This is a genomic window from Brevundimonas sp. PWP3-1b1, assembly GCF_049896065.1.
Taxonomy (GTDB): Bacteria; Pseudomonadota; Alphaproteobacteria; order Caulobacterales; family Caulobacteraceae; genus Brevundimonas; species Brevundimonas intermedia_B.
Genome location: NZ_JAFCTO010000001.1, coordinates 2273623 through 2291389 on the forward strand (window position 1 = coordinate 2273623; position 17767 = coordinate 2291389).

General features: G+C 65.5%; 20 protein-coding genes and 1 pseudogene. 19 read left to right on the forward strand and 2 right to left on the reverse strand.

The window, feature by feature from the left end; genetic code table 11:
• Positions 1-31 precede the first annotated feature (31 nt).
• Positions 32-1276 (reverse strand): Na+/H+ antiporter NhaA, encoded by a 1245-nt coding sequence (nhaA, locus tag ACP69V_RS11135; RefSeq protein ID WP_426023889.1) that lies wholly within the window; start codon positions 1274-1276, stop codon positions 32-34.
• 216 nt (positions 1277-1492) lie between these two features.
• Here nhaA and ACP69V_RS11140 point away from each other — a divergent pair, with 216 nt between their 5' ends.
• The 12 genes from ACP69V_RS11140 (at position 1493) to ACP69V_RS11195 (ending at position 12281) form a co-directional block, all read left to right on the forward strand.
• Positions 1493-2950, forward strand: a complete 1458-nt coding sequence (locus ACP69V_RS11140) for a protein adenylyltransferase SelO (protein WP_426023890.1) — start codon at positions 1493-1495, stop codon at positions 2948-2950.
• A 122-nt stretch (positions 2951-3072) separates the two neighbouring features.
• Complete coding sequence (locus tag ACP69V_RS11145; RefSeq protein WP_426023891.1) at positions 3073-3600, forward strand: DUF2975 domain-containing protein; 528 nt, start codon at positions 3073-3075, stop codon at positions 3598-3600.
• 12 nt (positions 3601-3612) lie between these two features.
• Positions 3613-3831: a helix-turn-helix domain-containing protein gene (locus ACP69V_RS11150; RefSeq protein WP_409719844.1), complete on the forward strand. Its 219-nt coding sequence runs from the start codon at positions 3613-3615 to the stop codon at positions 3829-3831.
• Positions 3832-3927: 96 nt separating this feature from the next.
• Entirely contained in the window at positions 3928-4368 is a 441-nt protein-coding gene (locus ACP69V_RS11155; protein WP_426023892.1) for a hypothetical protein, read from the forward strand.
• Positions 4365-4562 carry a helix-turn-helix transcriptional regulator gene (locus ACP69V_RS11160; RefSeq protein WP_426023893.1) on the forward strand — a complete coding sequence of 66 codons (198 nt, stop codon included), beginning with the start codon at positions 4365-4367 and terminating at the stop codon, positions 4560-4562. Before ACP69V_RS11155 ends, ACP69V_RS11160 begins: the two co-directional genes overlap by 4 nt.
• Before the next feature lie 59 nt (positions 4563-4621).
• Entirely contained in the window at positions 4622-5593 is a 972-nt protein-coding gene (locus tag ACP69V_RS11165; protein ID WP_426023894.1) for a TraB/GumN family protein, read from the forward strand.
• 198 nt (positions 5594-5791) lie between these two features.
• Positions 5792-6211, forward strand: coding sequence for a DoxX family protein (locus ACP69V_RS11170; RefSeq protein ID WP_426023895.1), 420 nt, complete (start codon positions 5792-5794; stop codon positions 6209-6211).
• Positions 6212-6379: 168 nt separating this feature from the next.
• Positions 6380-6862 carry a MerR family transcriptional regulator gene (locus ACP69V_RS11175; RefSeq protein ID WP_135193530.1) on the forward strand — a complete coding sequence of 161 codons (483 nt, stop codon included), beginning with the start codon at positions 6380-6382 and terminating at the stop codon, positions 6860-6862.
• 3 nt (positions 6863-6865) lie between these two features.
• On the forward strand, positions 6866-8650 hold the full coding sequence (locus tag ACP69V_RS11180) for an acyl-CoA dehydrogenase C-terminal domain-containing protein (RefSeq protein WP_426023897.1): 1785 nt from the start codon (positions 6866-6868) through the stop codon (positions 8648-8650).
• Between the two features lie 165 nt (positions 8651-8815).
• Positions 8816-9979 (forward strand): acyl-CoA dehydrogenase family protein, encoded by a 1164-nt coding sequence (locus tag ACP69V_RS11185; RefSeq protein WP_426024059.1) that lies wholly within the window; start codon positions 8816-8818, stop codon positions 9977-9979.
• 86 nt (positions 9980-10065) lie between these two features.
• Positions 10066-10785: a 16S rRNA (uracil(1498)-N(3))-methyltransferase gene (locus tag ACP69V_RS11190; RefSeq protein ID WP_426023898.1), complete on the forward strand. Its 720-nt coding sequence runs from the start codon at positions 10066-10068 to the stop codon at positions 10783-10785.
• A gap of 134 nt (positions 10786-10919) precedes the next feature.
• Positions 10920-12281: a glutamate--cysteine ligase gene (locus ACP69V_RS11195; protein WP_426023900.1), complete on the forward strand. Its 1362-nt coding sequence runs from the start codon at positions 10920-10922 to the stop codon at positions 12279-12281.
• On the opposite strand, the gene ACP69V_RS11200 is transcribed toward ACP69V_RS11195, so the two are convergent.
• Entirely contained in the window at positions 12278-13015 is a 738-nt protein-coding gene (locus tag ACP69V_RS11200; protein ID WP_426023901.1) for a hypothetical protein, read from the reverse strand. The genes ACP69V_RS11195 and ACP69V_RS11200 overlap by 4 nt on opposite strands.
• A 109-nt stretch (positions 13016-13124) precedes the next feature.
• Between ACP69V_RS11200 and ACP69V_RS11205 the strand changes: the two genes are divergently transcribed.
• The 7 genes and pseudogenes from ACP69V_RS11205 to ACP69V_RS11235 form a co-directional block, all read left to right on the forward strand.
• Complete coding sequence (locus ACP69V_RS11205; protein ID WP_426023903.1) at positions 13125-14696, forward strand: ATP-binding protein; 1572 nt, start codon at positions 13125-13127, stop codon at positions 14694-14696.
• Between the two features lie 106 nt (positions 14697-14802).
• Complete coding sequence (locus tag ACP69V_RS11210; protein ID WP_426023904.1) at positions 14803-15378, forward strand: chemotaxis protein CheD; 576 nt, start codon at positions 14803-14805, stop codon at positions 15376-15378.
• Positions 15379-15433: 55 nt separating this feature from the next.
• A complete protein-coding gene (locus ACP69V_RS11215; RefSeq protein ID WP_346494882.1) occupies positions 15434-15694 on the forward strand; it encodes a type II toxin-antitoxin system ParD family antitoxin in 261 nt (86 codons plus the stop codon).
• A gap of 10 nt (positions 15695-15704) precedes the next feature.
• Positions 15705-16016, forward strand: a complete 312-nt coding sequence (locus ACP69V_RS11220) for a type II toxin-antitoxin system RelE/ParE family toxin (RefSeq protein ID WP_426024060.1) — start codon at positions 15705-15707, stop codon at positions 16014-16016.
• Positions 16013-16762, forward strand: a complete 750-nt coding sequence (locus tag ACP69V_RS11225) for a DUF72 domain-containing protein (RefSeq protein WP_426023906.1) — start codon at positions 16013-16015, stop codon at positions 16760-16762. The genes ACP69V_RS11220 and ACP69V_RS11225 overlap by 4 nt, the downstream gene beginning before the upstream one ends.
• A complete protein-coding gene (locus tag ACP69V_RS11230) occupies positions 16759-17298 on the forward strand; it encodes a hypothetical protein (RefSeq protein WP_426023908.1) in 540 nt (179 codons plus the stop codon). The genes ACP69V_RS11225 and ACP69V_RS11230 overlap by 4 nt, the downstream gene beginning before the upstream one ends.
• A gap of 41 nt (positions 17299-17339) precedes the next feature.
• A pseudogene (locus tag ACP69V_RS11235) lies at positions 17340-17699 on the forward strand (DUF72 domain-containing protein); the annotation flags it as partial.
• Between the last annotated feature and the right edge of the window lie 68 nt (positions 17700-17767).

Sequence of the window (17767 nt, forward strand, 5' to 3'; positions counted from 1 at the left end):
TGTGTCAGGGAAGAGACATAAAACGCTGACGTTAGGTCAGTTTTTGCCCGCTTTTCGGCCCCAGAGGCTCGACTTCAGGCTGCAAGGCGACCGGATCGGGCTGGCGGCGACGACCGGCGAAACCCAGCACGAGAGCCGCCGCGATCGCCGACAGGATCGAGCCGCCGATGACGCCCAGCTTGACCTCGACTTGCTCGGGCGAATCGACCGCGCCGGGGAAGGCCAGCACGCCGATAAACAGGCTCATGGTGAAGCCCACGCCGCACAGCAGCGAGACGCCATAGACCTGAAGCCAGCTGGCGCCCGTCGGCCGCGCCCCGATCTTCAGCGCCGAGGCCAGCCAGGCCATGCCCATGACCCCGATCTGCTTGCCGAAGAACAGGCCAAGCGCGATGGCGATGACGAGGGGGGCGAACGCCTGCTCCATCGACAGACCGGCGAAGGAGACCCCCGCCTTGGCGAAGGCGAACAGCGGCAGGACCAAAAAGGCGTTCCACGGATGCAGGTCGTGGATGGCCTCCTTGAGCGGGCTCTGGCGGTCTTCCTTCCTGGCCTTGATCGGCACGATCATGGCGAAGGCTACGGCGGTCAGCGATGTGCTGAGCCCCGACAGGACCGTCAGGTACCAGACGGCTGCAAAGCCGACGACCCAGAAGGGCGAGGCCAGACGTACCCGGCTGGCCAGGACGCCGCCGATGGCGATCAGACCCAGGGCCCAGAACAGCGGCGTCCAGTTCGCCCCCTCGCTGAACAAAACCGCGATCAGGGCGATGGCCCCAAGGTCATCGACGATGGCCAGGGTCAGCAGGAAGACCCGCAGCGACGACGGCAGTCCCTTGCCGACGAAGCCGAAGATGGCCAGCGCAAAGGCGATGTCGGTGGCCAGCGGAATGGGCCAGCCCGCATGCGGCGCCCCCATGGTCGCCGACAGCAGCAGATAGACCGCCGCCGGTCCCGCCATGCCGCCAAGCGCCGCCAGCACCGGCGTCGCCAGCTTACGCGGATCGCTGAGCTCGCCACGCACGATCTCGTATTTGATCTCCAGCCCCACCACGAGGAAGAAGATCGCCATCAGACCTTCCTTGATCCAGTCGGAGATCGTCTCCTCCAGCCGGATCGGGCCGATCTGGAGCACATGATAGCTCTTCAGCCAGGTGAAATAGTCCCCCGCCCACGGCGAGTTGGCCACAAACACGGCGGCGATGGCGGCGAGCGCCAGGGCCGAGCCGGATGCGGCCTCGGTCTTGAGGAAATCGAGAGTGAATTTGCGCGCCACGGCGGCCTCCTAACGGAATACTGAAGCTGTCGTGACGCCAGGTTATCGACGGGCGTCGGACCGGATTCGTCGCCCCTTACGGAGCGCGCCGGCCTGGCCGCGCGGAGCGACCTGATGGCTGAAGCCAGAATAGAGGATGCGGCCCGCCAAGCCAACCGCTGTCCAGACGAAGAAGAGAGGTTGCGCTCCTCCCTTCGGACACGCACCTAGCCTCCCATGCCCGTCTCCCCCGCCTACCGCCCCGAACCGCGCTTCTTCCACCTGGGCGCCGACTATGCCGATGCGGTTCAGGCCGCCGATTTTCCGCAGACGATCTTGCGGTTCCGCAACGACCGCGCCGCCGCCGAGGTCGGGCTGGAGGGGTTGAGCGAGGCGGAATGGATCGCCGCCTTCGGCCGGTTCGAGCCCCTGCCCGGCCAGCCCGGCCCCATCGCCATGCGCTATCACGGTCATCAGTTCCGCCACTACAATCCCGACCTGGGCGACGGGCGCGGCTTCCTGGCGGCGCAAATGCGCGAAACGCCGCGCGCTCAAGCAACGAGCGACCGCGTCGCGAGTGGTAGCGCCCCAGGTCGACTTCTCGACCTGGGAACGAAAGGCTCTGGCACGACGCCCTGGTCGCGCAGCGGCGACGGGCGGCTGACGTTGAAGGGCGGGATGCGCGAGGTGCTGGCGGCGGCGATGCTGGAGGCGCAGGGCGTCCCCACCAGCCGGGCCTTCTCCCTGATCGAGACCGGCGAGGCGCTGGAGCGCGGGGACGAGCCGTCGCCGACGCGGTCCGCCGTCCTGGTGCGGCTGTCGCACAGCCATGTGCGGTTCGGCACCTTCCAGCGCGCCGCCTATCTGGGGCGGGTCGATCAGATCGAGGCGCTGATCGAACATGTCCGCACCCTGTATCACCCGACGGTCGCCGCCGGGGATGCGCCCGGCCTGCTGACCGCCATCGTCGAGGCCTCGGCGAAACTGACGGCGCGCTGGATCGCGGCGGGCTTTGTCCACGGCGTGCTGAACACCGACAATCTGAACGTCACGGGCGAGAGCTTCGACTATGGCCCCTGGCGGTTCCTGCCCGAATACGATCCGGCCCTTACTGCCGCCTATTTCGACCAGACCGGCCTCTACGCCTTCGCGCGTCAGCCCGAGGCGGTTTTCTGGAACCTGACGCAGTTGGCGGGCTGTCTGAAGCTGGTCGCCGATGTCGAACCGCTGACGCAGGCGTTGAACGGCTTCGGGCCGGCCTATATCCGCGAACTGCGCGCCGCCTTCCTGATGCGGCTGGGCGTATTGAGCCTGGGCCAGGCGGCGGATCAGCGGCTGGTCGATGCGACCCTGGCCCTGTTGCGGGAAGGCGGCGCGGCGATGCGGTGGGAGCCGCTGTTCTTCGACTGGTTCGGCGGCTTCGCCTCCTCGGCCCGCGCCCTGTCGGGACCGCGCGCGAAACTCTATCAGGGCGAGGCCTTCGACGCCTTCCGCTTCGCCTTGATGGAACATGAGCCCGACCGGATCGAACGGCTGGAACACCCGATGTTCGCCGCCCGCGAGCCCGAGGAGATGCTGATAGACGAGGTCGAGGCGATCTGGACCGCCATCGCGACCGACGACGACTGGACGCCGTTCCAGGCCAAGCTGGCCCGGCTGGAGGCCGCCCGCGTCGCCTGGGGCTTCAGCGCCTGACGCCGAACCTTACGAAAGCTTCATCTCGTTTATCGATAATGTTCTTGCCCGTTTATCGATAAATCCATATCGATAGTCACCAAGGCGGTCGCGGAGGGCGACCCGATTGGAGTGACGAAAAAATGAAAATGATCGGTAAGCGATCCATCGCGAGCGCCGTGCGGCTGGTCCTGGGTTTTGCAAACGTCTTCGTGATGATCGGCGCGATCGCGGTCGGGGGCGCCTTGGTCCTCAGCCTGATCTTTCCAAGCTTCGGCGCAGGGCTGATGGACGGGTTGAAAGGCGTCGATGTCGATCCCCATACCAGTTTCGAAATGACGGGTAGGCTGACCCTGCTGGGCGCCTTCCTCGCCTGCGGCTTCACCTGGTGGATCATCAACCGGCTGCGGCGCATTCTGCTGTCGGTCAATCAGGGCGACGCCTTCGAGTTCGCCAACGTCAAACGGCTTCAGGCCGTGGGCTTTGGCCTGATCGGGATCCAGCTGACGGCGCTTCTGCTGGTCTTCGTGGCGCCGCAGAGCATCGGGCAGTCGCCGTCCGATTATGACTTCGACCTAGGGTCCTGGCTGGGCATCCTGGTGGTCTTCATCCTGGCCGAGGTGTTCCGGCAGGGGTCGGCCATGCGCGACGAACAGATGACCACGGTCTGAGAGGAGCGCGCCATGATCATGATCCAGCTGGACCGCCTGCTGCTCGAACGCCGCATGTCCCTGACCGAACTGTCCGACCGCGTCGGCGTCACCCTGGCCAATCTGTCGATCCTCAAGACCGGCAAGGCCCGCGCCGTCCGCTTCTCCACCCTGGACGCCCTGTGCCGTGAACTGGACTGCCAGCCCGGCGACCTAATCGTCCAGACCCCGGGGGTGCATCCCGACACCTGAAAATAGCAAGCGTCATTGTCTCGATGTAAATGACGCTTGACTTACCATTGATGCACACCGTAAAGCTCCCTTGTCACAACGACAGGGGAGCTTGTCATGAAACATCTCGAACACACCGAACACACCCACGACCAGAAGACCGTCATTTCCATCGCCGCGGCCCTGGCCGCCGTCAGCCTGACCGCCAAGGTCGATACGCCCTTGTGGCCCAGCAGCCTCGGCGCCCCGCCCCCGCTGGGCCTGGTCGTCCTGCTGATCGGCCTGACGCTGGCGATGATCCATTATAATGGCGTCTGGTGGCGCGGGCTGGACGAGACGACGCGCCACGCGCACCGCAAGGCCTGGTGGACGGGCGGCAATCTGGGCGTCGTCGCCAGCGCCGTCGCACTGGGCGCCCTGCTGAGCAAAGGCGTGACCCTGATGGAACCGCTGTTGCACGGCCCCGCCGCATGGGCCGCGACCGGCTTTCTCTGCCTGCTGGGGGGACAGGCGGTTGGCTATGGTCTGGCCCTGCTGCTGAACCGGCGGGCCGGATGAGCCGGGTCGCCAACCGCGTGCGCGACCTGCGCAACCAGCAGCAGATGTCGCTGGGCCAGCTCAGCCGAAGGCTCGGCGTCTCTCGCCTGACCCTGCGCGCCATCGAAACCGGCCTCTATGCGCCGTCCCTGAGCCTGGCGGTCCGTCTGGCCCGCACCCTGAACCATCCGGTCGAAGACCTCTTCGCCGTCTGACCCGGCGGCGGCGCATCCCGCGCCGCGCCGCACTCAAACCTGAAACCAAGGATACGACCATGAATCTCCAGATCGCTCTGGGGCGTGCGGCCTCGCGCGTCCAATCCATCGGCGCCGGCATGGCGCTGGGCCTCGCCGCCTGGGCCGCCATCTTCGCCGGCGAAGCCTATGCCGAGACGCCCGTCGCCCCTAACCCCGTCGCCTTGGCCCCCATCGCCCGCGCCGCCGGCGACGGCCCGCCTCTGTGGGTCGTCCGGGACGCGGACTCCACCGTCTATCTGTTCGGCACGGTGCATCTGCTGAAGCCCGGCACGGCCTGGGGGTCGGACAAGGTGGACGCCGCCTTCGACAGCGCCTCGGACGTCTGGTTCGAGGTCGCCAACCCGGATGACCAGGCCGCGCTCGTGCCGGTGTTTCAGCAACATGGGTTGTCGCCGGATCGCCCCCTGTCCAGTTGGCTGACGCCCGACGAACAGGCGACCCTGGTCAAGGCCGCTCCGGCCGCCGGCCTGACCGCGCAACAGATCGATCCTTTCCGCCCGTGGTTCGCCGCCCTGATGGTTGCGACCGGTCCGCTGACGGCCGCCGGCTACGATCCGGCCCTGGGCGTCGAGATCAACCTGCGCGCCCGAGCCCTGGCGGCCGGCAAGCCGATCCATGGGCTGGAGACCATCGACCAGCAAATCGGCGCCCTGGCCCGGATGAGCGACGCGGGCCAGATGGCCTATCTGCGGCATTACCTGAAGACCTACGGCACGGCCGCCGCCGAACTGGACCACGCCGTCGCCGGCTGGATCGCAAGCGACCAGGCCGCCCTGTCGAAGTATGCGCACGAGAACGGACGCGCCATTTCCGAAGAGACGCACCAGATCTTCATGGCCCGCCGCAACGCCGACTGGGCCGACCAGATCGAGACCCTGCTGAAGGGGGCTGGCACGACCTTCATCGCCGTCGGCGTCGGCCATCTCACCGGGGACGACAGCTTGCCGGACCTGCTGGCGGCTCGCGGAATATCGGTGATCCAGCAATAGGTCGCCGAACGTATCGGGGTTGTGGGGCGTCGGGAATCGGACCAGACGCCCCGGCCCGTAACACAAAGTCATCGACTGATGTCATCAGTTGATGTCATCGCCTGATGACAAATATCGAAAGCGCCGCTATATCCCCTCTTGCGAACGGCGACCCCTAATCCGATATCGCGACTGTTACGAAATCAGGTTCCTCCCCCGATGACCACCTCCACCTTCACCAACGCCCCCTCGCGCAGCCGCGCCGCCTACGCCAACATCGCCCTTTGGACGCTGCAGGGCTGGATCGCGATGTTCTTCATCGCCGCCGGCTACGCCAAGCTGACCGAGCCGATGACCAACCTCATCAATCTGATGGGCTGGCCGGCGGTGGCGCCCGAGAACATGGTGCGCGGCCTGGGCGTGGTCGAGATCGTGCTGGCGATCGGCGTGCTCAGCCCGCTGATCTCGTGGCGCATCGGACGCCCGCTGCTGATGACGGCGGCGACCGGCCTGATCGTGCTGGAATCGACCATGCTGGTCATTCACGCCCTGAGCCAGGACGTCGGCCTGGCGGTGGTCAACGCCATCCTGCTGGCCTTCACCGTCCCGGTCCTGCTGGGTCGTCGCAAGGCCTTCTGAAAGAGATCGAACGTCGGACCCCTCTCCCCCTGCTGTCCGGCGTTTGCGCCCGGAACCTCCCCCCAGGTTCCGGGCTTTTTCATGCCTGAAGACCGGCGTCGCAAAAAGCTTACCCTTACGTGCGCGTAAAGCGCTTCCCTTTACGCGCACGTCAAGTTATGTTGGGTCATGGCCACCGCCGACGACCACCGCACCTATTCCATCCGCCAGCTCTGCCGCGAGTTCGGGGCCACGGCGCGCGCCCTTCGATTCTATGAGGACAAGGGCCTGCTGACCCCTGCGCGCAAGGGACAGACGCGCGTCTATGACGCCCGCGACCGCGCCCGGCTGAAACTGATCCTGAGGGGCCGCCGCATCGGCTTCACCCTTCAGGAGATCCAGGACATGATGGATCTCTATGATCAGAAGGACCACAACGTCCATCAGATGGCGGTGGCCCTGGTGCGGCACCGCGCCCAGATCGCGGCGCTGAAGCAGCAGCTGGAAGACATCGAAGGCGCCATCGAGACGGCCGAACAGGCCTGCAACTGGATGGAGTCCAAGCTTTCCGAACACCGCCCCGACCTGCTGCCGGGCGCCGAAGACTATGAGAAGCTGCTGCGCGCGCGTCTCAACCACGACCATCACCACCCCTTCAAAGCAAGAGCGTAATCCATGGCCTACAAGGCGCCCGTCCGCGACTTCACCTTCATCCTGAATGAAGTGCTGGAGATCGACCGCTACACCAACCAGCCGGGCTTCCAGGACGTCTCTTCGGATCTGGTCAGCCAGATCCTGGAAGAGGGCGCCAAGTTCGCCGACGAGGTCATCGCCCCGATCAACAATCCGGGCGACAAGGAAGGCTGCCACTGGTCCGAGGGCGGCGTGGTGACCGGTCCCAAGGGCTGGAAGGAAGCCTATAAGGCGATGTCCGAAGCCGGCTGGATGGCGCTGGCCGCCGACCCGGCCTACGGCGGCCAGGGCATGCCCAGCGTCGTGGCCTCGGCCTTCGGCCAGATGACGGCCGGCGCATCCGCCGCCTTCTCGATGTATCCGGGCCTGACGGCCGGCGCCTATGCCGGCATCCACGCCAACGCCTCGGACGAGCTGAAGGCGAAATACCTGCCCAAGATGGCGACCGGCGAATGGTCGGGCACGATGAACCTGACCGAGCCGCAATGCGGCACGGACCTGGGCATGGTGCGCACCAAGGCCACGCCCAACGGCGACGGTTCCTATTCGATTACCGGCCAGAAAATCTGGATCTCGGCCGGCGAGCACGACTTCGCCGACAACATCATCCACACGGTGCTGGCCCGCGTCGAGGGCGCGGTTCCGGGCATCAAGGGCCTGTCCCTGTTCGTCGTGCCCAAGTTCCTGGTCAACGAGGACGGGTCGCTGGGCGAGCGCAACAGCCTCGAATGCGCCGGGCTTGAGCACAAGATGGGCATCCACGGCAACGCCACCGCCGTGATGCAATACGACGGTGCCAAGGGCTGGCTGATCGGCGAAGAAGGCCGCGGCATGAACAACATGTTCGTGGTGATGAACGAGGCCCGCCTGGGCACCGGCCTGCAAGGTCTGGCCATCGGCAACGCCGCCTATCAGGCCGCCGTCGAGTTCGCCAAGGACCGCCTGCAGGGCCGCAGCCTGACCGGCCCCAAGAACCCGGAAGGCCCCGCCGACAGCATCATGGTCCACCCCGACGTGCGCCGCATGCTGCTGGAGGCCCGAGCCTTCGTCGAAGGCGGCCAGGCCTTCATCCTGTGGACCGCCCTGCACGCCGATCTGGAGAAGTCCGAAGACGAGGCCGTGGCGACCAAGGCCAAGGATTACATGGGCCTGCTGACGCCCGTGCTGAAGGCCTATCTGACCGACAAGGGCTTCCACGTCGCCTCGCTGGGCATGCAGGTTCACGGCGGTTCGGGCTACACCGAACACTTCCCCGCCTCGCAGTATCTGCGCGATGCCCGCATCACCATGATCTACGAAGGCACCAACGGCATCCAGGCGCTCGACCTGGTCGGGCGCAAGCTGCCGGCGGCCGGCGGTCGGGCCATCATGACCTGGTTCGGCGAGATCGACGCCTTCGTCGCCGAGAACGGCGGCAATGAAGCCATCAGGCCCTTCGTCGACGGCCTGGCCGACACCAAGGCCAAGCTGCAGGACGGCACCATGTGGCTGATGCAGAACGGCATGGCCAACCCGGACAACGCCGGCGCCGCCTCCACCGACTATCTGAACCTCTTCGGCCTGACGGCGATGGCCTATATGTGGGCGCAGATGGCCAGGGTGGCGCAAGCCCAGGTCGAGGCCGGTTCGACCGACCCGTATTACGCCACCAAGCTCCAGACCGGCCGCTACTTCGTCGAGCGCATCCTGCCCGACGCCGGCGCCCACCTGGCCAAGATGAAGACCGGCGCCGACGTGCTGATGGCCATGCCGGCCGAGGCGTTCTGAGGATAATCCGTCTCCTCCCCGCTTTGCGGGGAGGTGGCGCGGCGCCTCTTCGGCGCCGTGACGGAGGGGCTCTTTCCGTCGCTCGTTCCTGAAACACAGCGGTGGCCAGAGCCCCTCCACCGCTTCGCGGTCCCCCTCCCCACGGAGTGGGGAGGAGACATGACAATGAACGTGCTGGGCAGCCCCGACCCCGATTTCATGCGCGAAGAAGAGATCACCCTCTTCTCCGACAGCGTCGGCAAATGGATCGACGAGCACGCGCCGCCGGAGAAGATCCAGTCCTGGATCGCAAACTCCAGCGTGCCGCGCGACCTGTGGACCCAGGCCGGGACCGACGGTCTCTTGGGCCTGTCCATGCCCGAGGAAGATGGCGGCATGGGCGGCGATTACCGGCACGAGGTCGTGCTGATGCGCCAGCTGGGCTGGAAGGGCGCGGACCATTTCGGCATCTCGCTGCACAACGCCATCGTCGCCCCCTACATCTGGCACTACGGCACCGAAGAGCAGAAGGCGCGCTGGCTGCCGCGGCTCCAGTCCGGCGAACTGGTCGGCGCCATCGCCATGACCGAGCCGGGCGCGGGCTCCGACCTGCAAGGGGTCAAGACCACGGCGGTCAAGTCCGGCAACGGCTATGTCGTCAACGGCTCCAAGACCTTCATCACCAACGGCCAGCTGGCGAACTTCATCATCGTCGTGGCCAAGACCGACCCGGCCGAGGGCGCCAAGGGCACCAGCCTCATCGTGGTCGAGACGGACGGGGCCGAAGGCTTCGAACGCGGCCGCAACCTGCACAAGATCGGCATGGAGGGGAACGACACCTCCGAGCTGTTCTTCAATGACGTGAAAGTCCCCGGCGACAACATCATCGGCGGCGGCGAGGGCCAGGGCTTCGTCCAGCTGATGCAGCAACTGCCCCAGGAACGGCTGAACATCGCCGTCCAGGGCGTCGCCGCCGCCGAACGCGGGCTTGAGGCGACGCTGGCCTACGTCAAGGAGCGCAAGGCGTTCGGCAAGCGCGTCATCGACTTCCAGAACACCCAGTTCAAGCTGGCCGAGGTCAAGACCAAGCTGACCGTCGCCAAGGTCTTCACCGACCACTGCATCGGTCTGCATCTGCAGGGCAAACTCGACGCCGCCACCGCCTCCATGGCCAAATACTGGGTCACCGACATCCAGGGCGAGACCATCGACGAGATGCTGCAGCTGCACGGCGGCTATGGCTACATGAACGAATATCCGATCGCCCAGCTGTACAAGGACGCCCGCGTCCAGCGCATCTACGGCGGCACCAACGAGATCATGAAGCTGCTGATCGCGCGGACGCTGTAAGGAAATCGATCCGTCCCTTGTGATCCAGGCCTTCGACTTCGCTGCGGCCGGGATGACAAGCGGTTTGCGTCAAGTCATGTAGGGGCATGATCCGCCTTTACGTCACATCGCCGCTCGCCGCCGCCGCTCCGGTTGCGCCCACGCTGGACCAATCGCGCTATCTGACCCAGGTCATGCGGCTGAAAGCCGGGGATGATCTGCTGGCGTTCAACGGGCGCGATGGGGAGTGGCGCTGTACGGTCGCGGAAGTGCTGAAGAAGGGCGTGATCCTGCACGCCGAGGAACAGGTGCGACCCCAGACCTTCGGTCCTGATCTGGAACTGATCGTGGCGGTGGTGAAGAAGGCGCGGGTCGAGACCATCGTGGAGAAGGCCGCCGAACTGGGCGCGCGCCGGGTGCGGTTGGTCCTGACGAAACGCACCAACGCCGACCGCATCCGCCTGGACCGTTTGGACGCCATCGCCGAGGAAGCCGCCGAGCAGACCGGGCGGATGGACGTGCCTGTGGTGGACGATCCGATTAAGCTGGACGCCCTGCTGGACGGCTGGAAGACCGGACGCCGACTGATGTTCTGCGACGAAACCGGCGGGGCGCCCGCCGTGTCGTCCCTGCGAGACGCAGGCGAAGGCCCCTGGTCCATCCTGATCGGGCCGGAGGGCGGGTTTTCGCCGGAAGAGGGCGAGCGGCTGCGGTCCCTGCCCTTCACCACCGCCGTGTCGCTGGGCCCGCGCATCCTGCGCGCCGACACCGCCGCCATCGCCGCCATGACCCTGTGGCAGGCCGCCGTCGGCGATTGGGAACGATAAGTGCGCCCCTCAAGCAGCGAGCCGCCGCGAGGCGAGCGTCAGGGAAAGAGCAAAGCCCTCTTGAGCCTTGCCGCAATCTTGCCCATCTAGCCGCGACACACGGTCGCTTACGATGCGCCCGAAGGGACTGACGCATGACCGACAACGCGCCGCTGACCCGGACCGCCCTCATCGAGGCCATGTCCAAGGGGGCCAAGCCCAAGGACCAGTGGCGCATTGGCGCCGAGCACGAGAAGTTCGGCTTCGACAAGACCACCCTGGCGCGCCCCGGCTACGAAGGTCCGAACGGCATCAAGGCCATGCTGGAGGGTCTGCAGCGGTTCGGCTGGGCGCCGGTCGAAGAGAACGGCGTCCTGATCGGGCTTGAGCGTCGCAACGCCGAGGGCTTCATCGCCTCGGTCAGCCTGGAGCCTGGCGGACAGTTCGAACTGTCCGGCGCCCCGCTCCTGACTATCCACGACATCTGCAACGAGACCGGCCAGCATCTGATGGAGGTCAAGCAGGTGGCCGACCAGCTGGGCGTCGGCTTCCTGGGCGCCGGCTTCGACCCGCTGTGGACACGCGAACAGGTGCCAGTCATGCCCAAGGGCCGGTACGACATCATGCGCGCCTATATGCCCAAGGTCGGGACCCTGGGTCTGGACATGATGCTGCGCACCTGCACCATCCAGGCGAACCTCGACTTTGACTCCGAAGCCGACATGGTCGCCAAGTTCCGCACCTCGCTGGCGCTGCAGCCGATCGCCACCGCCCTGTTCGCCTGTTCGCCCTTCACCGAGGGCCGTCCCAACGGCTTCCTGTCGGCGCGCGCCAACGTCTGGACCGACACCGACGCCGATCGCACCGGCATGCTGGGCTTCGTGTTCGAGGACGGTTTCGGCTTCGAGCGCTACGCCGACTACGCGCTGGACACCCCGATGTATTTCGCCAAGCGCGACGGCCATTACGTCGACGCCTCGGGCCAGTCGTTCCGCGATTTCCAGGCCGGCAAACTGCCCGCCCTGCCAGGCCAGTATCCGACCATCAAGGACTGGAACGACCACCTGACCACCCTCTTCCCCGAGGTGCGGCTGAAAGCCTATCTGGAGATGCGCGGCGCCGACGGCGGCCCGTGGAGCCGGATCTGCGCCCTGCCCGCCCTGTGGGCTGGGGTTCTGTACGACGCGCCGTCGCTGGCCGCCGCCTGGGACCTGGTCAAGGACTGGGACATCGCCGACCACGAACGCCTGCGCCGCGACGTGACCCGTCTGGGCCTGAAGGCTGAGGTGGCGGGCCGCAGCGTGCGCGACATCGCCGTCGATCTGGTCAACATCGCCAAACAGGGCCTGAAGAACCGCGCCAAATTCTCGGGCGGCATGGTCGACGAGCGCGGCTATCTGTCGGAACTGGAAGACATCGCCGACAGCGGGATCACCCCGGCCGAACGCCTGCTGGACCTGTATCACGGCGCCTGGCAGGGCGATGTGAAGCGCATCTACGCCGACTTCGCCTATTAGGGCACGGTATAGTCCGAGCAATCCGGCAGCGCGCTATCCGGGCGGTATTCGCCTGCCGCCGCGTCGAAGGTGAAGCGGCGGCTGTAGCTGCATTTCGGATCGTTCGCGATCACCAGGTCGGCGGACGTCAGCGGCGGCTTTTCAAGCGAATCCTCGGATCGCGATACGCCGCGCGGAAATGCGGTCGCAGTCGTGACGTAATCCAGAACCGGCAGGGCGCCCGCCTCGCCTGTCGCCGTCAACTGAGCCTCGAACCCATATTCGTCGTGGCAGGCCCCTGCGCGCTGCTTCATGTCCGCCTCGCTGAAACAGGCGCGGATCGTCAGCTCCGCGCCGATCGGCACCGTCAGCACAGGCGACGGGCCAGCATCGCCTTGCGCGTTCAGCCGATAAAGCCGCAGCTCCGTCGCCTGTCCCCCGCCGCCGGAATACATGCTGCTGGTCTCGACCTGCACTCCGGCCAGGACGCCGCCGTCGGCCAACCGCACCAGGCGGCTCCACGGCTTGAAATACGCGACGGCGTCATCCCCACCGCCCGCTTGCGACGGCAAGGCGTCGGGGGTCCGCAGGATAGGCCGCACAACCTGTTCGCCATCGCGCATCTCCTTCACCAGGCCGACGCACCAGGCCCCGTCGCTCGTGCAAGCGCGGTCCGCGGTGAAGGTCAGGGTCTCCAGCCGATCGGCGACGGCCGTGGATTGAAGGGCGGCGATCAGGGCGAGGGCGGAAATCATGGCCGCATCCTATCCAAAGCCGCATAGTGCGCCACCCGCGTTTCCCTCTTTGAAAAGGCTAGCTTAACGCATACCGCCTAACGCTGATCTGAGTTGGAGGGAGCGCGCCATGTCCTGTTCGTCAGTTACGGCCCTGGCCTTCCCCGCAGACGACGTGGACCTGGACACCTTCTTCGACGTGTCCCTGGATCTGCTTGTGGTGCGCGAACTGGACGGACGGGTCGTCAAGGCCAGCGCCTCGTGGTTCACCACGCTCGGCTATCGCCCGGAAGAGCTCGAAGGCCGCGATCTGCCGCGCCTCATCCATCCCGACGACCTGCCGGCCACGCGCCAGAGCATCGTCGAGGTGGAGACCCGTCGTCCGGGCGATCCCGTCCTGGGCCAGGTCAACCGTTATCGTCACAAGGACGGCCACTACGTCTCGCTGGAATGGCGCGCGCACAGGTTGGGCAATCGTGTCTACGGCATCGCCCGCGACGTGACTGAAAAGGTGGCCGCCGAGCAGGCCCTGCGCGAGGCCACGGCCGCCGCCGAGGCCGCAAACGCCGCCAAGTCCGACTTCCTGGCCAATATGAGCCACGAGATCCGCACGCCCCTGAACGGCGTGATCGGCATCGTCGACGCCCTGTCGCGCACCGACCTGACCCCCGAACAGGCCGAGATGGTCTCGCTGATCGCCAGCTCGGGCGTGACGCTGGAACGGCTGGTGTCCGACATTCTGGACGTGTCCAAGATCGAGGCCGGCCATCTGGATCTGGAAAGCCGCCCCTTCGATCTGGACGAGGCCCTGGCCGCGCCGCTGGACGTCATGCGCCTGCGGGCCGAGGCCAAGGGCCTGAGCTTCGACGTCCGCCGCGACGCCGATGCGCGCGGCCTGTTCGTCGGCGACAGCACCCGCATTCGCCAGGTGCTGGAAAACCTGTTGTCCAATGCGATCAAGTTCACGCATCAGGGCTCGGTCGCCGTCGCCATCGCCATGGACGAGGATTCCGACGGCCTGACCCAGCTGACGCTGCGGGTCGAGGACACCGGCGTCGGCTTCTCGCCCGATCACGCCGCGCGCCTGTTCGACCGGTTCAGCCAGGCCGATGCGACCATCACCCGGCGGTTCGGCGGCACGGGCCTGGGCCTGTCGATCTGCCGGTCTCTGGTCGAGCTGATGGGCGGACGGATTTCCGCCGCCTCGACGCTGGGCGTCGGCAGCTGCTTCACCGTCGAGATCCCGCTGGTGCGCGCCGCCTCCCTGACGGACCACGATGCGCGACAGCGCGCTCGCGCGACCGAGGCCGAACGGCCCATCGGCGCTCTGCGCGTGCTGCTGGCCGAGGATCACCCCGTCAACCAGCGCGTGGTCCAGTTGATCCTGGCGGCTCACGCCATGACGGTCGTCACCGTCGGCGACGGCGAACAGGCTTTAGCCGCCTTCCAGGCCGAGACCTTCGACCTGGTGCTGATGGACATGCAGATGCCGGGCATGGACGGCCTGACCGCGACCCGCGCCATCCGCCGGATGGAGGCCGAACGCCCCGCCCAGGCCCGCACCCCCGTCGTCATGCTCAGCGCCAACGCCATGGTCGAACACCGCGACCAGGCCCAGGCCGCCGGCGCCGACCTCCACGTCCCCAAACCCATCACCGCCGCCAGCCTGCTGGCGGGAATTCAGGCGGTGTTCGGAGGCTGACAGACCGGCGAGGCCGATGGGCGAAACCCCCTACCCGGCCGTACATACTCCGTACACTACGCATCACTATGCTGAGGGCGAGTATCCTTGGATCGCGCGTAAAATCATGAAGTACGATATTCGCAGTCGCGTCTGGGATCTTGACGGACGGAGCGTCCACTACACGTCCATCGCTCAGGGCGAATACAGCGTCAGCGACGATCCCGACGCCGTGATCACCACCGTGCTTGGATCCTGCGTCGCGGCCTGCATCCGCGATCCGCAGGCGGGCGTGGGCGGCATGAACCATTTCGTCCTGCCGGAGCAGCCGCAGGGCGCAACCGGCCCCTACGACAAGACGCGCTATGGCTCCTATCTGATGCAGCGTCTGGTCGACGATCTGCTGGAGCGCGGAGCGAACCCGCGCCGTCTGGAAGCCCAGATCTTCGGCGGCGCCAGCCCGGGCAGCTCCTACTACAATATCGGCGAGCGCAACGTCGCCTTCGCCCTGAAATTCCTCGCGGACCGGGGCATCGCGACACGCGACGCCAGCCGGGTCGGGCAATCGGGCTGCAAACTCGAATACTGGCCCGTGTCCGGCAAGACGGTCCACAGCCCCCTGGCGATGCCGCCAAAGCCCAAGCCGCCGCTGATCAAGCTGCGCCGCATCATGCCCCTGGTCCTGCCGCCCGTCGCGGCCTGACAAAGATTGACAAACCTTGCTAAGGGTCCATCCTTCCACTGAAGGAGACCCTCCCATGGCGACAATGAACATCTCCCTGCCCGACCCGATGAAGGCGTGGGTCGAGGAACAGGCGAAATCCGGCCGCTACGCCAACACGTCCGACGTGGTGCGCGACCTGATCCGCCGCGAACAGGTCAAGGCGGACAAGATCGCCAACATGCAGAGGCTGATCGACGAAGCGTATGCATCAGGCATCAGCGACCAAACGCCACGAGAAGTTTTCGAAGAAATTCGCGCCGAATATCTGGCCGAAACGACTCGCAAGGCAGGCTGACTTGGCCAAGGTGCGGGTATCCAAGGCCGCGCGAACCGATATGCGCGCGATCTTTCGCCAGAGCGTCGAGATGTTTGGATTGAGGCAGGCTGACGCCTACGTCGCCTCTCTTCACCACGCGCTTGATCTCATCGCGACCTATCCCAAGTCGAACCGGGAAAGAGCAGAGACCGCGCCGCCTGTGCGAGTTCATCCTTACAAGGCGCACGTCATAGTCTATGCCATCGACGATCAGGGCGTTCTGGTGCTCCGCATTCGACATACGCGAGAAGACTGGATGGCCGATCCAATCCGAGACCGCGAAGTCGGAGACGAACCATGACCCACCCCATCCATATCGGCGTCGGCGGCTGGACGTTCGAGCCGTGGCGGGGGGTCTTCTATCCCGAGGGTCTGGTTCAGAAGCGCGAGCTGGAATATGCGGCGTCGAAACTGACCTCGATCGAGATCAACGGCACCTATTATTCGACCTTCAAGCCCGACAGCTGGCGCAAATGGCGCGACGAGACGCCGGAAGGGTTCGTGTTCTCGGTCAAGGCCAGCCGCTACTGCACCAATCGCAAGGTGCTGTCCGAAGGCGGCCAGAGCTTCGAAAAATTTCTGTCCCAGGGCCTGACGGAACTGGGCGACAAGCTGGGGCCGATCAACTGGCAGTTCATGGGCACGAAGACGTTCGACGCCGAGGACTTCGAGGGCTTCCTGAAGCTGTTGCGTATTGAGATGGATGGGACACGACTCCGACACGCCGTCGAGGTCCGTCATCCGTCCTTCGATTGCGACCAGTTTCGGGACCTCGTGGCCAAGTATAACGTGGCCATTGTCTATGCTGAGGATGACGAAGAACCGACCTGGCCCCGCATCGATGCTCCGACAGCGGACTTTACGTATGCCCGGCTAATGTCGAGCCGAGCAGATGAGCCCACGGGTATGACCTCATCGGAGCTCGACACGGTTGCTGACCGTTGCCGGACGTGGGCCAAGCGTGGGGATGTCTTCGCCTATTTCATAGCAGGCGCTAAAGTGAAAAATCCGGCGGCAGCGCAGGGGTTGATCAGAAAGCTAGGTTGATCACGATGTCCGTATTCCGGATCGGCAATGAGGTGGTGGACTATGAGATTCACCTTCTGGAGCGCCACCTTCGCCTTCTCGACACAGAGTTGGCCGCGATCCACACAGCCATTGCTCTGTCGGCCGATCCTGACACGGACGGGCTTTTCGACGCTGGCGAGTACTTCATCGGCAGCGGCTTTGTGGCGATCCAAAGATACATAACGTCAGTCCGATGCTCAGAAAAAGTCGCACAGGACGTCGCTCTGAAAATCCCGCCCGTACTGTCCAATGGCATGCCATTCGCCCAGGCGCTCCACGTAGGAGCAAACTACTGGAAGCACGTAGAAGAGTGGTTTGAACCTGCATTCAAAGGTAGCGCCCTTAATGGCCTTGCGGCCAAGACACTTGACACGCTGGAGAAATCCACCCCCTGGGCCGAATATACTTGTTCTAATCTGCTCGCGCAGTTGGGGGATCCAAACCAACTCTTGCTAACCCCGCTCATCCCGAAAATCATGCACTGGCGAAACGCTATGATGAAGCTAAGCCCTTGATTTAGCGATAGTCTATTTCTGCTGCTGAGATAACAACTAGGTTGTCCAAGGAGAAGGACGGGGTGCGGCTGCGCCATGCGCTGGAGGTTCGCAACCCGACCTTCGCAACCGAGCAGTTCTACGACCTGGCCCGCCAATACGGCTCGGCCATCGTCTATGCCGTCGATGACGAGGAGCCGACATGGCCCCAGATCGACGAGGCCACCGCCGACTTCACCTATGCCCGGCTGATGTCCAGCCGCGAGGACGAACCGACTGGCATGACGGCGGCCGAGCTGGACGCGGTGGCGGAGCAGGCCAGGGCCTGGGCGAAACGCGGCGAGGTCTTCGCCTATTTCATCTCGGGTGCGAAGGTGCGGAACCCGGCGGCGGCCCAAGCGCTGATCGGCAAGCTGAAATAGCCGTCCGCGCGCTTGCGGACTTGCGCCCGCCGCCTCATCTGAGGGCGGCTCACTGCAAAGCCTGAAGG

Excerpts from the sequence above, each read along its gene's own strand:
- ACP69V_RS11170 (WP_426023895.1), top strand. The coding sequence starts at position 5,792 with ATGACCACCTCCACCTTCACCAACGCCCCCTCGCGCAGCCGCGCCGCC.
- ACP69V_RS11160 (WP_426023893.1), top strand. The coding sequence starts at position 4,365 with ATGAGCCGGGTCGCCAACCGCGTGCGCGACCTGCGCAACCAGCAGCAG.
- ACP69V_RS11205 (WP_426023903.1), top strand. The coding sequence starts at position 13,125 with ATGTCCTGTTCGTCAGTTACGGCCCTGGCCTTCCCCGCAGACGACGTG.
- ACP69V_RS11215 (WP_346494882.1), top strand. The coding sequence starts at position 15,434 with ATGGCGACAATGAACATCTCCCTGCCCGACCCGATGAAGGCGTGGGTC.
- ACP69V_RS11165 (WP_426023894.1), top strand. The coding sequence starts at position 4,622 with ATGAATCTCCAGATCGCTCTGGGGCGTGCGGCCTCGCGCGTCCAATCC.
- ACP69V_RS11185 (WP_426024059.1), top strand. The coding sequence starts at position 8,816 with ATGAACGTGCTGGGCAGCCCCGACCCCGATTTCATGCGCGAAGAAGAG.
- ACP69V_RS11190 (WP_426023898.1), top strand. The coding sequence starts at position 10,066 with ATGATCCGCCTTTACGTCACATCGCCGCTCGCCGCCGCCGCTCCGGTT.
- ACP69V_RS11225 (WP_426023906.1), top strand. The coding sequence starts at position 16,013 with ATGACCCACCCCATCCATATCGGCGTCGGCGGCTGGACGTTCGAGCCG.
- ACP69V_RS11145 (WP_426023891.1), top strand. The coding sequence starts at position 3,073 with ATGAAAATGATCGGTAAGCGATCCATCGCGAGCGCCGTGCGGCTGGTC.
- ACP69V_RS11175 (WP_135193530.1), top strand. The coding sequence starts at position 6,380 with ATGGCCACCGCCGACGACCACCGCACCTATTCCATCCGCCAGCTCTGC.
- ACP69V_RS11180 (WP_426023897.1), top strand. The coding sequence starts at position 6,866 with ATGGCCTACAAGGCGCCCGTCCGCGACTTCACCTTCATCCTGAATGAA.
- ACP69V_RS11200 (WP_426023901.1), bottom strand. The coding sequence starts at position 13,015 with ATGATTTCCGCCCTCGCCCTGATCGCCGCCCTTCAATCCACGGCCGTC.
- ACP69V_RS11150 (WP_409719844.1), top strand. The coding sequence starts at position 3,613 with ATGATCATGATCCAGCTGGACCGCCTGCTGCTCGAACGCCGCATGTCC.
- ACP69V_RS11155 (WP_426023892.1), top strand. The coding sequence starts at position 3,928 with ATGAAACATCTCGAACACACCGAACACACCCACGACCAGAAGACCGTC.
- ACP69V_RS11140 (WP_426023890.1), top strand. The coding sequence starts at position 1,493 with ATGCCCGTCTCCCCCGCCTACCGCCCCGAACCGCGCTTCTTCCACCTG.
- ACP69V_RS11195 (WP_426023900.1), top strand. The coding sequence starts at position 10,920 with ATGACCGACAACGCGCCGCTGACCCGGACCGCCCTCATCGAGGCCATG.
- ACP69V_RS11210 (WP_426023904.1), top strand. The coding sequence starts at position 14,803 with ATGAAGTACGATATTCGCAGTCGCGTCTGGGATCTTGACGGACGGAGC.